Below are 15757 nucleotides of genomic sequence, written 5' to 3' on the forward strand. Positions count from 1 at the left end.
CAGTCCATCAAACTTTGCCAATTGCCTTCGCCTTTGCTTCGTCGAACCACCACAGCGTTTCAACCGGGAAACCATAATCGGGTTTGGGCTCCTTGAAGCCGAACATGTCCCAATAGGCGATCGGATGATTCGCTGAGTACCAGTTTGGAATCCAATCACGCCTGATACGCAAGAGCCGATCTAAAACCCGCAATAGCGAAACCAGCTCGTCACGCGTTTTTGCATCGCTCACTTTAGCGATAAGCGCATCGACAACCGGATCGGCTGTGCCGGGAAAATTATACGAACCCGGGATATCCCTGCCCTTGGAGCCGAATATCTCCTCCAGTGATTCTCGTGTTGGCGTAGGGGAGAGTTGCACCGCCATACCGATCATGTCGAAATCAAAATTCTGAATGCGGCTTTGATATTGCGCGGGATCGGCCAAGCGCAGATAGGCGTTGATGCCCAAGGCCTTCAGATTGTTTACGAAAGGTGAGTAACTGCGGGTGAAGACTTCAGCATAAATCAAGAGTTCAAGATTGAGCGGTCGGCCTTGCGCATCCACCAACTTGTCACCATCCCGTTTGAATCCCGCCTGATTTAAAAGGTCGGATGCACGCTTCAAGTTTTTGCGGTCACGCCCGCTGCCATCAGAAGGTGTTTGCAACAATGCATCGCCGAATATGGCCTCGGGCAGCCTGTCACGAAAAGGCTCCAGAATGGCGAGTTCTTCCGCAGAGGGCTTTCCGCTTGCCCGGAAATCCGATTGCTCAAACACTGAATGGGAGCGCTCATATGCACCATAGAAAAGATTTTTCTGGGTCCACTCAAAATCAAAGCACAGTGCAATAGCTTCGCGTACCTGGGGGTCGCGGAAATGCTCGCGGCGCTGATTAATGGCCCAAGCCTGCAATTGCGGGCGCTTTTCCGTTGTAAACTTGCGTTTAATGACACGTTTCTGTTGTACCGCAGGGAAATTGTACTCTGTCGCCCATGTTTTTGCGGTTGCTTCATATCGCCAGAAAATATCGCCTTTTTTGAAAGCCTCGAATTCCGGTTGGCGCTCCCGGTAGAAATCAATTTTAATACGATCAAAGTGGTTTTGACCGCGTTGTACATTCAGGTCCTTGGCCCAATAATCCGCCACGCGTTCATACTCTATGGTTTGGCCAGGAGCGACACGGCCAACACGATATGCCCCCGAGCCAAGCGGCGGTTCCATTGTTGATGCCGCAAAGTCGCGGGTGGCGTACCATTTTTGGGAAAAAATAGGTATTGAGGCAATATCGAGTATCGCACGGTCAGAATGCTTGCCTGAAAAAATCAGCTGCACGGTATGCGCGTCCAGTGCAGCAATTTTGCTCAACTCCGTCAGAACCAGACGGAGTTGGGGATGCCCTTTGTCCTTGAGGGTTTCAAAGCTGAAAACAACATCTTCCGCAGTGATTGGCGAGCCGTCATGGAAGCGGGCTTCCTGCCGCAGTTTGAAGGTGAAGCTATTGCGATCGGCGGAAACGGTAACTGTTTCTGCCACCAGACCATAAATCGAGTCCGGTTCGTCCAGTGCAGATGCCATCAGCGTATCGAAACAGAGTTCCATACGGGGCGGAGCATCTCCCTTGTTCGAGAACGTATTGAGCGTATTGAAGGTTTGGGGCGACTGATTAAAAACCCACGTATTGGGCGAAAAAGCGAAGGTTCCGCCCTTGGGCGCATCGGGACTGGCATAGTCAAAATGCGTAAAATCCTTCGGGTATTTCAACTCGCCAAACGCAGAGAGGCCATGAAGCGGAACGTCCGTCTGCACATCTGCCAAGGCCAGTTTTGGAGCCATGGCAGTGAGCATTGCAGCGCCCGAAAGCTTCATAAGTTCGCGGCGGTTAAATCCCGTCATTGGGCGCGCGCTTTCAAAGCCTGTTCCTTTGCGGTGTCGATCCACCATGAAAAGGGATCCATGCCAATATAGTCGGGCTGTTTTTCCGGCATTCCGAATTTGTTCCAGTATGCCACCCTGCTTCGGTCGTCATACCATTGCGGTACGACGTAGTAATTCCACAGGAGTACACGATCCAGCGCATGGGTTGCGGCAATAAGCTCTTCGCGATCCTTAGCAAGGATTACCTTGTCAATGAGTTTGTCGATGGCGGGGTTTTTAATGCCCATATAATTGCGCCCCCCCTTTACGTCCGCATTGGCTGAACCCCAGTAATCGCGTTGTTCATTGCCGGGAGAAAGCGTTTGTCCAATACCCATAATTGCCAAAACATCATAATCAAAATCATTCACTCTTGCCGCATATTGCGCGGCATCGACAGCTCTTATTTGTGCATCGATTCCCAGTTTGCGTAAACTGGCCATGAACGGCCCGATTGTTCGCTCATCACGAGGATCATCACCAAGAAACTCAATGGTCATTGGCTGGCCGGCTTGATTGACCAGCTTGCCATTCTTCTGTTCATACCCAGCCTCACGCAACAATCCCACTGCCTTGCGCAAATTCTCACGCAACGCTTGCGGTGTATCAGAAACCGGATTCTTGAATTCCTGAGTGAATACTTCTTCGGGGACTTCGCCTTTGACAGTTTGGAGGATTTCCAGCTCCTTGCCTTGAGGAAGTCCGCTCGAAGCGAGTTCTGTACCTGAGAAATAGCTGTTGATGCGCTTGTATTCGCCAAAGAACATATTCTTGCTCATGGTCTCAAAGTCGAAAGCCAGGTTTAGCGCCTGCCGAACTCGTATATCCTTGAACTTGTCGCGCCGTGTATTGAGCAGGAAACCCTGCATCCGGCCCGAAGATCGGGTCGGAAAGATCGTTTTAATGACATCTCCCCGGACAATTGCCGGAAAGTCATATTCACGTGTCCAGCGTCCAATGCTGGGTTCGCCACGAAAATCCTGAAAGCCACCCTTCTTGAAAGCTTCCCAGCTGGCATTGGCATCCCGAAAATATTCATACCGGATACGCTCAAAATTGTTGCGTCCAAGAACGGTCGGAGCATTCTTTGCCCAGTAATCAGCGACACGAACCCAGATGATTGTCTTACCGAAATCGACGCTTTCAATTTTATAGGGGCCAGAGCCCAACGGGATTTCCGATGTAGGCTTTGTTATATCGCGCTTATTGCCGTTTTTATCGGTTCCTTCCCACCAATGCTTTGGAAGTACCGGAAACTCACCGATGATACTTGGAAGTTCACGATTGCCCTTAACGCCAAAGGTGAATGTCACTTCACGTTCCCCTGTTTTCTCGGCCTTGGTCACGTCGTGATAATATTTGTTATATAGCGGGCTTTGCTCTTTCAGCACATTGAATGACCATATTACATCGTCGACCGTAATCGGCTGACCATCGTGCCATTTTGCTGTCGGGGTTAATCGGAACTTGGCCCATGAAAAGTCTTCAGGATAAGAGACCGCTTCGGCGAGCAAACCATAGCTCGTGGCGGGTTCGTCAAGGGCACGGTCGAGCAACGTATCGTAGAGATGCCCTCCCATAATTGTACCGCCGGGAAGGCCCGCAGCAGAGGTTCCTTGCACGATGAATGGGTTCAGACTGTCAAAGGAACCTTGAGCTATGAGATTGAGAGTTCCACCTTTGGGTGCATCCGGATTGACGAAGTCATAATGCTTGAAACCGGCCTTATATTTGGGCTCGCCCAAGGCACTCGTTGCATGACGCCATTCCGGTTCCGCCGCATGTGCAATCTGAAGGGTGCCAAGGGTTGTGGCAGCGAGCAGCGCAAGGCTGATAACGAAGCGGCGAAATCTCAAAACAGGTCTCCACAGTTCTATCTGACAGGCAGTCTAAGAGAAAATGCGGCAGAGAACAGGCCTTCGCTTAAAAAACACGGGGAGTTGATACAAAAAAGCCGGGCATTGAGCCCGGCTTTTAGATCGATATAAGTAGGTTTTAGTGTGCTGGCGCTGGCTGAGCAGGCGCTGCGGGTGTTTCGCCCGCTGGTGCCGGAGCGGCAGGTGCAGCGCCTTCAGCAGGCTTTTCACCGGCTGGAGCAGCATCAGCTGCAGGGAATGGCTTCGGGCTATCTGAAAGCGTCTGCAGATAGGCGATCAAATCGGCACGCTCCGGATCTTTCTTATCACCCGCAAAGCCCATGGCGGTGCCTTTGATATAGCCCTTTGGCGAGGTCAGGAAGTGATTGAGGTGATCATAGGTCCACTTCTCCTGGCCACCCTTGGAGAATTCCTTCATGGCGCCGGAATAGCTGAAACCTTCATGGGTCGCGATCGGGCGCTCAACAATGTCCCAAAGATTCGGGCCGACCTTGTTAGCGCCGCCCTTTTCTGCGGTGTGGCAAGCAGCGCAACGCTTGAACACAGCTTCACCGCGCTTCGCATCAGCTGAAGCGAGCAGGGTTGCCACCGGCACCGCTGCGGCAGGAGCCTCTGCGCCTGCGGTTGCTTCGCCGCCCTCAGGTGCTTCAATAATAAAGCCTGGCTTTTCGGGAGCGTGCGAATTGAACAGGGAGTCGGACATGATGGCCGCGGACATGACAACGAACACTGTTGCCAGAAACGCCATGGCGTACTTATTAAATGCGGATCCCATCGTCGCTCATTACTCCTCTTGCGGAGGGCTTCAATATCTGATCAATGCAAACCGCTGCATTTGTGGCAGAAACCCCTCGTGATTGCGCGGAAACTAGGGGTTTTATCTCCCACTTGCAACACATATAAGGGCGGTTCTGCCTGAGACTTTTTGACACCGTAGGGGTGTGAGGAATGATGAGAATATTGAACCTGATACCGGCAAGAATGGCTTCGACACGGCTTCCCAACAAGCCTTTGGCCGATATTGCAGGCAAGCCGATGATTGTTCACGTTGCTGAGCGCGCCATAGCTGCGGGCCTTGGCCGCACCGTTGTGGCCACTGATACGGCTGAGGTAAAGTTGGCAGTCGAAGCTTACGGGCTGGAAGCTGTCATGACCCGAAGCGATCACGAATCCGGCTCCGACCGCATCTATGAAGCGCTGCAAGCACTCGACCCTGATGGGAATATTGATGCGGTTGTTAATGTGCAAGGTGACCTGCCAACCATCGAACCGGATGTTATAAAGCGCGCTCTATTGCCATTGCTCAATGGTCCTGCCGATATTGGTACGCTGGCGGTCGAGATTCGCCACGAAGCGGAAAAGACCAATCCCAATGTGGTCAAGATCATCGGCTCGCCTTTGAGTGAAACCCAGTTGCGTGCACTCTATTTCACGCGTGCGACAGCCCCTTGGGGCGAGGGGCCGCTTTACCACCATATCGGGCTTTATGCCTATCGCCGGGCCGCTCTTGAGCGTTTTGTCAGGCTGGGACCCTCGCCGCTGGAGCGGCGTGAGCGGCTGGAGCAACTGCGCGCGCTTGAGTCTGGGATGCGCATTGATGTCGAGATTGTCGATTCTGTGCCGTTGGGTGTGGACACGCAGGAAGATCTGGATCGCGCCCGCGAATTATTGAATATGAAACAAGGCCAAGGATAATGACCAAGACCAACCGCATCTCTTTTCAGGGTGAACCCGGCGCAAATTCCGATACGGCTTGCCGCAACATGTTTCCAACGATGGAACCCATGCCTTGCCCGACCTTTGAAGATGCGTTCAATGCGGTTGAAAGCGGTGCAGCCGATCTGGCAATGATTCCAATTGAAAATACCATTGCCGGACGTGTTGCCGATATCCACCATCTGCTACCGGAATCGCGACTACACATTGTTGGCGAATATTTTCTGCCGATCCATTTTCAGCTGATGGTTCTACCGGGCACGAAGCGCAGCGAGATCACCTCTGTCCACAGCCATATCCATGCACTTGGCCAATGCCGCAAATATATTCGCAAGAATGGCTGGAAGCCGGTAATCGCTGGCGACACCGCCGGTGCAGCTCGGCTGGTCGCGGAAGTCAAGGACAGGACGATGGCTGCTTTGGCGCCGCGTCTGGCATCAAGCCTCTATGGTTTGGATATTCTCGAAGAGGATGTCGAGGACACTGAAAACAATGTCACGCGCTTCGTCGTGCTGACAAAAACCAAAAAATGGGCACCGCGTACCTCCGATGCGCTGATGATGACCACTTTTGTATTCCGCGTCCGCAACGTTCCGGCTGCACTTTATAAAGCGATGGGCGGTTTTGCCACGAACATGGTGAATATGACCAAGCTGGAAAGCTACCAGATCGACGGTAAATTCACGGCGACGCAGTTTTACGCGGACATTGAAGGCCATCCGGACGATAAGAATGTCGCCCAGGCGTTGGAGGAGCTGGAATTTTTCTCGAAGGAAGTGCGTGTATTGGGTGTCTACCCAGCTGACACGACATTCCGAAGCTCGCAAATAAGCGAAGACTAATTATTGAGCTGAGATTCGGTCGAGAAATTGCTGGACTGCTTGATTGAATTGGTCAGGCCGTTGCAGCGGCGCGAAGTGACTGACACCCCGTAGCAGGAGAAACTCTGCGCCCGGGATGGTGCGCGCGAGATATTCGGCATGTTCCTGCTTGATAAATTCATCATGCTCGCTTTGAACGACAGTGACCGGCACCGTAATCTTCGCCAGCTCGGCGGCACCATAATTAGGTTCCGTTTTCATCATTCTGCCGACGGCTGCCAGAAAGTCCTCGAACTGATCAGGCGTTGCCGATAACTCGGCATAATCCTTGACATGGCGGCTGAGGCAACGATCGAGCGCTAGGCTTGGCTGAACTTCCTTGGTGCCGCTCGGGTCCATGTTGCAGCCAAAGAAAAAGACACCGGTGACGCGATGCGATGCCTTTATGCCGAGCACCATTGATGTGCAGGCGCCGTCGCTCCAGCCAAGTAGAGCGGCCTTGGCAATGCTCAATCGATCCATGACCGCAAGCACATCGGATGCCATCAGCTCATAGCTATAGGGTTTACTGTCACGCGTGCTGCGGCCATGTCCACGGCTGTCGATGAGAAGCGCGCGGTGTCCGGCATCGGCAAGAGCTGGAACCTGATAGCCCCAATTGCCGCCATGGCCCAATCCGCCATGAAGCAGGATTACCGGCGGTCCGGCACCATAGGCAGAATAGTGGATGCTGGCTCCATCGTTCTCAACGAAACCCTCGTCGGTCGCGTCCGGTAATGGCAGCGCACCATTGGCTTCAAAGTTTTTCAGCTCATCATCGCGAAAGTCCACAGGCGTCGCCTTTCTATCCAATGATTAAAACTTGCTCTCCACCCAGCTGCGGATGAGGTGGGCTGCAATGGCCCCTGCGGGCGGCGTCATAAGACCATCTGGATGCGTGCGGTCCATCATGGTCCTGACTTCTTCGCGGCTGAACCAGCGTCCAGCCTCAAGCTCAGCCGTATCCAATATATAATCGTCGGAGAGGGCTTCGGCATGGCAACCGATCATCAAAGAATAGGGGAAGGGCCAAGGCTGGCTGGCATGATAGAGAACACGCCCTACAGGCAGGTTGGTTTCTTCCATGGTTTCGCGGCGCACTGCATTTTCGATAGTCTCTCCGGGTTCGATAAACCCGGCGAGGCAGGAATACATGCCGGTCCCAAAATGCGCCCCGCGCGCCAGCAGGCACTTGTCGCCGCGCACGACCATCATGATTGCCACCGGGTCTGTGCGCGGAAAATGCTGAGCCTCGCAATTGGGGCATGTACGACGATAGCCGCCATCTCGCATGACGGTTTCATGGCCGCAGCGCCCGCAAAACTTGTGGGTGTCATGCCATGAGAGCAGTGACACGGCTTGCGCCATGGCTCCTATCTGATCTGGGGGAATAAGCCCTTGCGTATAGGCCGAACGATAGTCAACCGCCTCAATGCCCAGAGGTAGCGCTTCCGGAGAAAGGCCGCTCGGTCCTGCCAATATTGGCATATCATCTTGAAGGCCGAGATAAATTGTCTTGTTCAACCCCGGGAGAAGCGCCGAGGCTGCTTCCATCCCGAAAAACGCATTCCCTTCCGAGGCGCTGCAATCAACCAGTATCTTGCCATCGCCCACCAGCAACATGCGCGCATCGGCATTTGCCAGCGCAAGGGTGACAACGTCGTCACTCCGTTTTTCCGAATGCCGATTGATCCTGTTCCCGGCGAATCCCACAAAATGGCTGGGCTCGGCTAGCGGAGCATCAAAAAGACGAAACGACATGAATGGAAGCTCCAGAACGGGGAAACTGGACGGGGATTGTTTAAATAGCGTCGAGAATCGTTTTCGCAAAGACCTTTGCGTCGTTTTTGCTGTAAGGCTCGCGTGTTCCATGGCCCCAGACCGGCCCAGGCCATGCCGGATCGCCAGTGTTCCGTGCAATGACATGCACGTGTAGTTGGCGAACTATATTGCCAAGTGCAGCCGTATTGATCTTTTCGCAATTGGTAATCGACTTGAGTGCCTGCGCCGCGATGCCCGCCTCGAATGTCAACATCGTCTGATCGAGCGGCGTCAATTCATGAACTTCAGTGATTCCCGGTCTTTGCGGCACAAGAATAAGCCATGGCCAACGCCGGTCATTCATCAAGCGCAGGTCACAAAGACCCAGTTTTACGATGGGGAAGGTATCTGCGTTTAGTTTTGCGTCGAGTGCGAATGTCATGATGTACGAGTAAATAGCAGTTTTTTTCTGTGTGCGCTTGCTTTTTGCGTTCGGATTGCCGATATGAAAACCGGGAGGTTGGTGGTGGACGAGCCACTCGCCAACCGGGTCAGGTCCGGAAGGAAGCAGCCCCAACGAGCCAGGCACGGGTCGCCGTGCCAGCCTCCCACCCTTTTTATGTGTACCTGCCTGTGTCAAAGCCGCAACCGGCATTGACGCTATGGTGCATGGCGGTCCAAACTTGCGCCATATACAAGAAGTAAATGCAGGAGCGGAACAAACGCGATGGACACGAAAAAGCCAGACAGCGCCTATCGCGTGCTCGCCCGCAAATATCGCCCCGAAAATTTCAACGATCTGATTGGCCAGGAGCCAATGGTCAGGACGCTGACCAATGCGTTCGAGACAGGACGGATCGCGCAAGCGTGGATGCTGACGGGTGTGCGCGGTGTCGGCAAGACCACGACTGCGCGAATTCTTGGCCGCGCCCTCAATTACAAGAATGGTGATATAGACAAGCCAACCATAGACCTCTCTGTCATGGGCGAGCATTGTCAGGCAATCATGGAAGGCAGGCATGTCGACGTGATCGAGATGGATGCTGCTTCCCATACGGGCATTGATGACATTCGCGAGATCATCGAACAGGTGCGTTACCGTCCGGTATCGGCGCGTTATAAGGTTTATATCATCGATGAGGTGCATATGCTCTCCAATCAGGCCTTTAACGGCCTGTTGAAGACGCTTGAAGAGCCGCCGCCCCATGTGAAATTCATTTTTGCGACGACGGAAATCCGCAAGGTTCCCATCACCGTTCTGTCGCGCTGCCAGCGTTTCGATTTGCGCCGCATAGATACCAGCCTGTTGACCTCGCATTTACGCAAGATCGCAGGTCTGGAAAACATAACGGTGGACGATACCTCGCTGTCCATGATCGCGCGGGCAGGCGAGGGTTCCGTGCGTGATTCGCTGTCCATTTTCGATCAAGCCATAGCGCATGGAGCAGGCACAGTGAATGGCGAGGCTGTGCGTTCGATGCTCGGCTTGGCGGATCGTGCGCGGATCATCGATTTGTTCGAAATGCTGATGCGCGGCGACGTGGCTTCGGCATTGCGTGAGTTCCGCTCGCAATATGATGTTGGAGCTGATCCCAGCGTAGTGTTGACCGACCTTGCCGACTTCAATCATTTGGTCACACGCATCCGTTTTACCCCGGATGTTGCCGACGATATTTCATTGTCAGAAGACGAGCGGCTGCGCGGACGTGATTTTGCAGAGAAATTGTCCATTCGCGTTCTTTCCCGGACTTGGCAGATGTTGCTGAAGGGTATGGCCGAGGTCGAGAATTCAAATCGTCCCGTTCAGGCAGCCGAAATGCTGCTCATCCGCATTGCCCATGCCGCAGATTTGCCCACGCTTGATGAAGCATTGAAGTCGCTGGATGATGGCACAGCTTTGCCTGGTACCGCTGGCGACAATAATGGGCCGCGTCCGAATCCGAGCAATGGCGGTGCCTCAATGGCACGTGCCAGCGATGCGGTGTCAACTGCTCGCGGCACTGTGAACGCGAGTGGCGGCGCAACCATGCGGCTGGTTGAACCAGCTATCCAACCGGAACCGGCCATGCTCGCTTCGCCGCAGATTGTTGAAGAGGCCGTTCCTTCGGTTCAGATAGGCAGTATTGAAGATATCATCGCACTTGCAGACAAGCAGCGTGATATGCAGTTCAAGATCATGGTCAAGAATTGCGTGCGGCTGGTCAGTATCAAGCCCGGGCGTCTTGAGATTAATCTGACCGAAGCTGCGCCGAAAACCCTGCTGACAGATTTGTCGCAAAAGCTTGGCGAGTGGACCGGTATTCGCTGGATGGTTTCGCTTTCGCGCGAGGAAGGCAGCAAGACCCTCAACGAAGTCGAAACGGCAAAGCGTGAAGGCTTGCTGAGCGATGCGCGCGCAGATCCGGATGTGGCCGCCATACTTTCGAAGTTTCCGGGCGCCAAGATTATCAACGTGCGCATAGCCACGCCCGCGGGGCAAGCCGATGATGAATTATCCGCGGGTGCAGGTGATGATACATTGGCGCCCGTTGAAGAAGATGATTGAACGATAGGAGATAACCCATGCGTGACATAATGGGCATGATGAAACAGGCCAAGGAAATGCAGGCGAAGATGGCTTCGATGCAGGAGGAAATTTCCGCACTTGAGGCCGAAGGGCAGGCGGGTGGCGGGCTTGTCACTGTCAAGCTTTCCGGCAAAGGCGCACTGACTGCACTGACCATTGATCCTTCACTCTTCAAGGAAGATGATATCGAAGTCATTGAGGATCTCATCATCGCTGCGCACAATGAGGCCAAGGCGAAGGTCGAGGCAATCATGGCAGAAAAAACGCAAGCCTTGACTGCGGGCCTGCCAATTCCTCCGGGATTCAAGTTGCCGTTTTAATCCTATTCGAAAGCAACCAGAAGTTTATTGGAAAGAATGTCTTATTAAGATAGACTGTTCTTGGAGTAGGGAACGAGCTTTCGCCCGTCCCCTGGTCTCATTTTGAAAATTGAACCCGGAATGTCAGTGACCAGCTGGTCCGGGTTCTTTTCACAATAAGAGTTACGCTAAACGGAAATCTCCGCATAGTTTCACCTCCAAGTCGAGAGCATGGCTGATGCCGCAGTTGGAGAAGTCCGTCCTCTCCAATACACTGGCTGGCACAGTGCTGCTGCTTTTGCCCTCAAACCCGTTGTGATCGCCGATACGATCCTTATCGGGTCTTGGAGCCGGAACAACCAATCCAAGATTGTATTATTTCGACCAAAATGTTGGATGGGTTGAACACTCCGCCGGTCTTTGATTCCCTAAAGCCGCGAATTGCTCTAAACCGGCGATATGTCGAAACGAATCGCCGGTCCAGAAATTGAGCGCCTAATCCAGCTCCTAGCCAAAGTGCCGGGGCTTGGTCCGCGTTCTGCCAGGCGCGCCGCCCTCCACCTTATCAAGAAGAAAGAAGCGCTGCTGATTCCTCTTGGCACCGCGATGCAGGATGCGGCCGAGAAGGTGCGCATCTGCTCAACATGTGGAAATGTGGATACATCCGACCCCTGCATGATTTGCACCGATCCACGCCGCGAACGCGCGACACTGATCGTGGTCGAGGATGTTTCCGATCTTTGGGCGTTGGAACGTGCCGGGTCGATGAATGTCCGGTATCATGTTCTTGGCGGACGCCTCTCTCCGCTTGATGGTATCGGCCCGGATGATCTCAATATTGCGACGCTTGTCGGACGGGTTGCCGAAGGGGAGATCAAGGAGATTATTCTTGCGGTGAATGCGACTGTCGAGGGTCAGACAACAGCACACTATATCACCGATCAGCTGGCAGATTTTGATGTCCGAATTACCAGGCTTGCTCATGGCGTGCCGGTTGGGGGTGAGCTTGACTATCTTGACGAAGGAACATTAACGGCTGCCTTGCGCGCAAGAACCACACTGTGAAGCCGCTAACTTGTCTTTTTCGAGATTTATGGTCGTTATACTAAAATGCGATAGGACCGAAAAATTTCGGGGCCGGGCAACAGGGGCGAAGTTTCATGATTATCCAGGATATGACGCAGCAGGAAATCAAGGAGTTTCTGGCACGCGCAACAATCGGGCGATTGGCGTGCGCGAAAGATAATCAACCCTACGTTATTCCCCTGAGTTTCGCTTACGATGCCGTTTCTCTTTATTCACTCACGTCAGCGGGCACGAAAGTCGACTGGATGCGTGAAAATCCCAAAGTGTGCATAGAGTTTGATGAGATCGTTGCCACTAATAATTGGCAAAGCGTCGTCGTCACCGGAATTTTCGAAGAGCTGACAAGCGAACCCGGCCATATAGAGGCGCGCAATAATGCGCATCGTCTTTTGAGCCGAACGGCTGAGTGGTGGGAACCGGCCTATGTAAAAACGATTTCAAGAAATCATGTCCGTCCGCTGGAACCGGTATATTTCCGTGTTGCCATCATTCATACCACCGGCCACAAAACCGTTGCCAGTTAAGACGCCAACAGTGCGGGGCTCAAAGATTTGATGAAAAAGCATTTTATCATTGGGTTGCGTATTCTGCTTGTGCTGAGCACAAGCACATTATCTGCCTTGGCGGCGTCCAAGCCCGAGGTTGATGCGCAATTCCAAAACTGGCTTGCCAATGATCTTTGGCCTGATGCCAAGACAGCGGGCATTTCGAAAGCAGTGTTCGATCAGGCTTTTGCCGGCGTATCGCCCAATCTGGACTTGCCTGATCTGATTCTGCCGGGCGAAAAGCCAAAGACACCAAAGAAGCAGGCTCAGTCCGAGTTCGGCTCGCCGGGAAAATACTTCAATGATAAGACCATAAATGCCACAACTGCTGGCGGCGTGGCGCGGGCAGGGCAATATGCCCGGACCCTGAAGGCCGTCGAAAGCAAATATGGTGTCCCGGGTGAGATCGTGCTTGCAGTCTGGGGACGCGAGAGCGGATATGGCAGCGTAAAAATTCCAAATAACGCCTTTACCGTACTTGGTACAAAAGCATTTCTGGCCTCGCGAAAGGAAATGTTCCGCAAGGAACTGATGGCTGCGCTGGAGATTGTCCAGAAGGGATATATTGACGCTGGTGCCATGAAAAGCTCCTGGGCCGGAGCGCTCGGTCAGCCGCAATTCATGCCGACCTCTTACCTGCAACATGCGGTGGATTTTGACGGTGATGGCAAACGGGATATCTGGAACTCGGTGCCGGACACGCTGGGTTCTATCGGTCATTATCTCAAGCAATATGGCTGGCAGGCAGGACGGGACTGGGGCTATGAGGTCACCGTGCCGGAAACCGTGAGCTGTTCCCTCGAGGGGCCGGATCAGGGCAAGCTGTTTTCCGCCTGGGAACAACTGGGTATCAGCCGGGTCAATGGCAAGGCTTTTCCGTCCAGCGAGATGAAGCGCGAAGGCTTCCTTTTGATGCCCGCCGGAAGGCACGGGCCTGCATTCATCGTTACCAAGAATTTTTATGTCCTAAAAGAGTACAATATGAGTGATCTATATGCCCTGTTCATCGGGCATATTGGTGATCGAATTGCCCATGGTGCAAAAGGATTCAGCACTGGCTGGGGCGACGTTGGCGGACTTTATCGCTCTGACATTGCCAGCATGCAAAAGACGCTGGAAAAGCAGGGATATGACGCAGGCGGCGCGGATGGGTTTCCCGGGTTCAAGACGCGGCGGTCAATTGGAGCATGGCAGACAAAACAGGGAATGGAGCCAACCTGTTTTCCGGACAATGCGCTTGTCAAAGCGATCAGATAAACGCTTATCCTGACCGCTTGCGCTGCTCAAATCCATTTTGGTTCAGGCTTGGATGCGAGTTGATCGCGGTAATGACCGCCAAGGCAGCCAGAGAATTAATATCCTTATTGCCGCGGTTGAAGGCTGTCATAACAGTTTCTGCAATGATCCTGGCGTCGTCATCGGTACTGGACTTTACAACGAGCGTTTTGGCGGCTTTGTCGTAGGCCGCTTGCATGATGTTCCAGTCTTCTTGCGAGTAAATCGACTTCGACGCATTATCGAAAAGCATCCTGTGGGCTCCTCCTCAGACCGAACCGAAGCAGCAAATTACCCTGCCAAATGTGGCATGGCAAACCTCAAGCATGTTTGTTCCGGTACAATGGTTCTGAGCGAGAAAGGCTCTAAATCGTTGGTTCTGTCTCGGATGCTTGCCGGATATGCCGTGAAAGCCGGGACCACCTTTGGCTAAACCACGGGGTTACCAGCGATATTTTCTCAAAACGCCTGTTGGTAAATGTTGGAGCGTTCTCTTCGAACGTCCAGACTTTGAAATTGGTCAATTCATGCGGGCCAAATGTATAAATGAGGGGGGTGTCCGCTGCATCACGGCCGCGGGCGACGACAATCCGGCCGATGCGGCGCTGATTATGGCGGGCATCAAACGTGTGCCATTTGCCACCTAGAAAGACTTCGAACCATGCATTGAAATCCATCGGGGCCGGATCAGCGGGTACGCCAATATCGCCCATATAGCCATTCACGTAACGGGCAGGAATATTCATGCAGCGGCAGAAGGCCACGGCAAGATGAGCGAAATCCCGGCACACGCCGACACGTTCTTCATGGGCCTGTGCAGCCGTGCGTGTGGCCCTTGCAAAACCATAGCTGAATGTCAGGCGTTGATTGACGTAATCGCAGATTGTCTGAACTCGTGTCCAACCCGGTTTGACATGCCCGAACAGGCTCCAAGCAAGATTGCTCAACTCGTCTGTTTCACAATAGCGGCTGGCAGAAAGGTAAGCCAGGCATTCCGTGGGAAGTTTGTCGACGGAAACTTCTTCGGCATTTTCATCGACCGGATCCGGCAGGCCATCATCGTTGACAACAGCATCATATTTCAGTGACAAATTGCCTGCCGGTGCAACCAGCCGCAGACAATTATTACCAAACAGATCTGTGAATGTTTCCAGATTAACCTCTGGCGTTGCCGTGGGTCCACGTTCGCATTGAACATCTTTCAGCCGTGCGGATTCCAGATTTAGATAGGTCGTCATAGGGGTTGGCTCGTTGCAACGAATTCCTATCTCGTAACCAACACGGATCAACATGGGCATATCCTTTAATCTTTTCAGAACAACGCCGGGACGGGATGCTGGTTCCGCAGCCTTGAATTTTTTGCTTAGAAGGATTTTGCAATTCGGTTGATTCATAAACTGTTGACTATAAATCACGGCAATTCGAACCAAATCAGCTTATTTGAGTTATGCTAGTACGGTGTGAGATGCGCCGCATGGAGTGGATTGGAATGATCATGGCACGACATCCAGTGAACGACCGGACTGCAAATGTGCTTCGCGAGCAGGTCGTGCGCGCTGATTATCGCCGAACGATCGAAACAGCCCGTCCATCAAAAGTTGAAAAGAATATTCCGGACGTTCTACGTGATCTTTTGCAAAGACTTGATGCGGCTGAAAAGAAGCAAATCCGTTAGCAGCGTGGCTATCTTATCAAAAACAGGTCATCAGGCTCAGTTTTTGATTTGCATCAAGCTGTCATGATAGGGCGCACGTCCTGATTTTGCATTGTGCACGAAGGATCCGAACGAGAGTGCAAAGGCGAAGAATATTACAAATACGATGCCAAGACGCTGAACAAGCATGACAAATCCCGTCGGTATTTGCTGCGAATAGT

At 53.0% G+C, this 15757-nt stretch carries 15 protein-coding genes, 1 other RNA gene and 1 pseudogene; 9 read left to right on the forward strand and 8 right to left on the reverse strand.

The features are described from left to right. Positions 1-7 precede the first annotated feature (7 nt). From ACTJI9_RS08540 to ACTJI9_RS08550, 3 genes are all read right to left on the reverse strand, one after another. Positions 8-1876: an extracellular solute-binding protein gene (locus ACTJI9_RS08540; RefSeq protein ID WP_440807708.1), complete on the reverse strand. Its 1869-nt coding sequence runs from the start codon at positions 1874-1876 to the stop codon at positions 8-10. Beyond that, positions 1873-3753, reverse strand: a complete 1881-nt coding sequence (locus ACTJI9_RS08545; RefSeq protein ID WP_440807245.1) for an extracellular solute-binding protein — start codon at positions 3751-3753, stop codon at positions 1873-1875. The genes ACTJI9_RS08540 and ACTJI9_RS08545 overlap by 4 nt, the downstream gene beginning before the upstream one ends. Positions 3754-3892: 139 nt before the next feature. Next, positions 3893-4549: a c-type cytochrome gene (locus ACTJI9_RS08550; RefSeq protein ID WP_336440653.1), complete on the reverse strand. Its 657-nt coding sequence runs from the start codon at positions 4547-4549 to the stop codon at positions 3893-3895. Positions 4550-4725: 176 nt separating this feature from the next. Between ACTJI9_RS08550 and ACTJI9_RS08555 the strand changes: the two genes are divergently transcribed. Further along, the gene (locus tag ACTJI9_RS08555; RefSeq protein WP_370878854.1) at positions 4726-5469 is read left to right on the forward strand and encodes a 3-deoxy-manno-octulosonate cytidylyltransferase; all 744 of its coding nucleotides are present in this window, start codon (positions 4726-4728) and stop codon (positions 5467-5469) included. Continuing rightward, positions 5469-6332 carry a prephenate dehydratase gene (locus tag ACTJI9_RS08560; protein ID WP_307282471.1) on the forward strand — a complete coding sequence of 288 codons (864 nt, stop codon included), beginning with the start codon at positions 5469-5471 and terminating at the stop codon, positions 6330-6332. The genes ACTJI9_RS08555 and ACTJI9_RS08560 overlap by 1 nt, the downstream gene beginning before the upstream one ends. On the opposite strand, the gene ACTJI9_RS08565 is transcribed toward ACTJI9_RS08560, so the two are convergent. Genes ACTJI9_RS08565 through ACTJI9_RS08575 form a run of 3 tightly spaced genes read right to left on the reverse strand, consistent with a single transcriptional unit; the run spans position 6333 to position 8556 of the window. Next, positions 6333-7142: an alpha/beta fold hydrolase gene (locus ACTJI9_RS08565; RefSeq protein ID WP_440807250.1), complete on the reverse strand. Its 810-nt coding sequence runs from the start codon at positions 7140-7142 to the stop codon at positions 6333-6335. 24 nt (positions 7143-7166) lie between these two features. Further along, complete coding sequence (gene nudC / locus ACTJI9_RS08570; RefSeq protein WP_440807253.1) at positions 7167-8111, reverse strand: NAD(+) diphosphatase; 945 nt, start codon at positions 8109-8111, stop codon at positions 7167-7169. A 40-nt stretch (positions 8112-8151) separates the two neighbouring features. Next, the gene (locus tag ACTJI9_RS08575; protein WP_115051608.1) at positions 8152-8556 is read right to left on the reverse strand and encodes an HIT domain-containing protein; all 405 of its coding nucleotides are present in this window, start codon (positions 8554-8556) and stop codon (positions 8152-8154) included. Positions 8557-8626: 70 nt separating this feature from the next. On the opposite strand from ACTJI9_RS08575, the gene ffs reads away from it, so the two are divergent. The 6 genes and pseudogenes from ffs (at position 8627) to ACTJI9_RS08605 (ending at position 13864) form a co-directional block, all read left to right on the forward strand. Further along, an RNA gene (gene ffs, locus ACTJI9_RS08580) (signal recognition particle sRNA small type) lies at positions 8627-8723 on the forward strand. Positions 8724-8823: 100 nt separating this feature from the next. After that, positions 8824-10656, forward strand: a pseudogene (locus ACTJI9_RS08585) (DNA polymerase III subunit gamma/tau); the annotation flags it as partial. Between the two features lie 17 nt (positions 10657-10673). Continuing rightward, on the forward strand, positions 10674-10997 hold the full coding sequence (locus tag ACTJI9_RS08590) for a YbaB/EbfC family nucleoid-associated protein (protein WP_008122553.1): 324 nt from the start codon (positions 10674-10676) through the stop codon (positions 10995-10997). Between the two features lie 438 nt (positions 10998-11435). Next, complete coding sequence (gene recR / locus ACTJI9_RS08595; RefSeq protein WP_307282478.1) at positions 11436-12041, forward strand: recombination mediator RecR; 606 nt, start codon at positions 11436-11438, stop codon at positions 12039-12041. Positions 12042-12136: 95 nt separating this feature from the next. Next, a complete protein-coding gene (locus ACTJI9_RS08600) occupies positions 12137-12586 on the forward strand; it encodes a pyridoxamine 5'-phosphate oxidase family protein (RefSeq protein ID WP_115051358.1) in 450 nt (149 codons plus the stop codon). A gap of 30 nt (positions 12587-12616) precedes the next feature. Continuing rightward, a complete protein-coding gene (locus tag ACTJI9_RS08605) occupies positions 12617-13864 on the forward strand; it encodes a lytic murein transglycosylase (RefSeq protein WP_115051357.1) in 1248 nt (415 codons plus the stop codon). Positions 13865-13868: 4 nt separating this feature from the next. On the opposite strand, the gene ACTJI9_RS08610 is transcribed toward ACTJI9_RS08605, so the two are convergent. Continuing rightward, positions 13869-14135, reverse strand: coding sequence for a hypothetical protein (locus ACTJI9_RS08610; RefSeq protein WP_115051356.1), 267 nt, complete (start codon positions 14133-14135; stop codon positions 13869-13871). Between the two features lie 112 nt (positions 14136-14247). After that, positions 14248-15174 carry a transglutaminase-like domain-containing protein gene (locus tag ACTJI9_RS08615; RefSeq protein WP_115051607.1) on the reverse strand — a complete coding sequence of 309 codons (927 nt, stop codon included), beginning with the start codon at positions 15172-15174 and terminating at the stop codon, positions 14248-14250. A 203-nt stretch (positions 15175-15377) separates the two neighbouring features. Here ACTJI9_RS08615 and ACTJI9_RS08620 point away from each other — a divergent pair, with 203 nt between their 5' ends. Then, a complete protein-coding gene (locus tag ACTJI9_RS08620) occupies positions 15378-15557 on the forward strand; it encodes a hypothetical protein (RefSeq protein ID WP_336440648.1) in 180 nt (59 codons plus the stop codon). The last annotated feature ends 200 nt before the right edge of the window (positions 15558-15757 follow it).

It is taken from the genome of Phyllobacterium sp. 22552, from assembly GCF_052044585.1.
Lineage (GTDB): Bacteria > Pseudomonadota > Alphaproteobacteria > Rhizobiales > Rhizobiaceae > Phyllobacterium > Phyllobacterium ifriqiyense.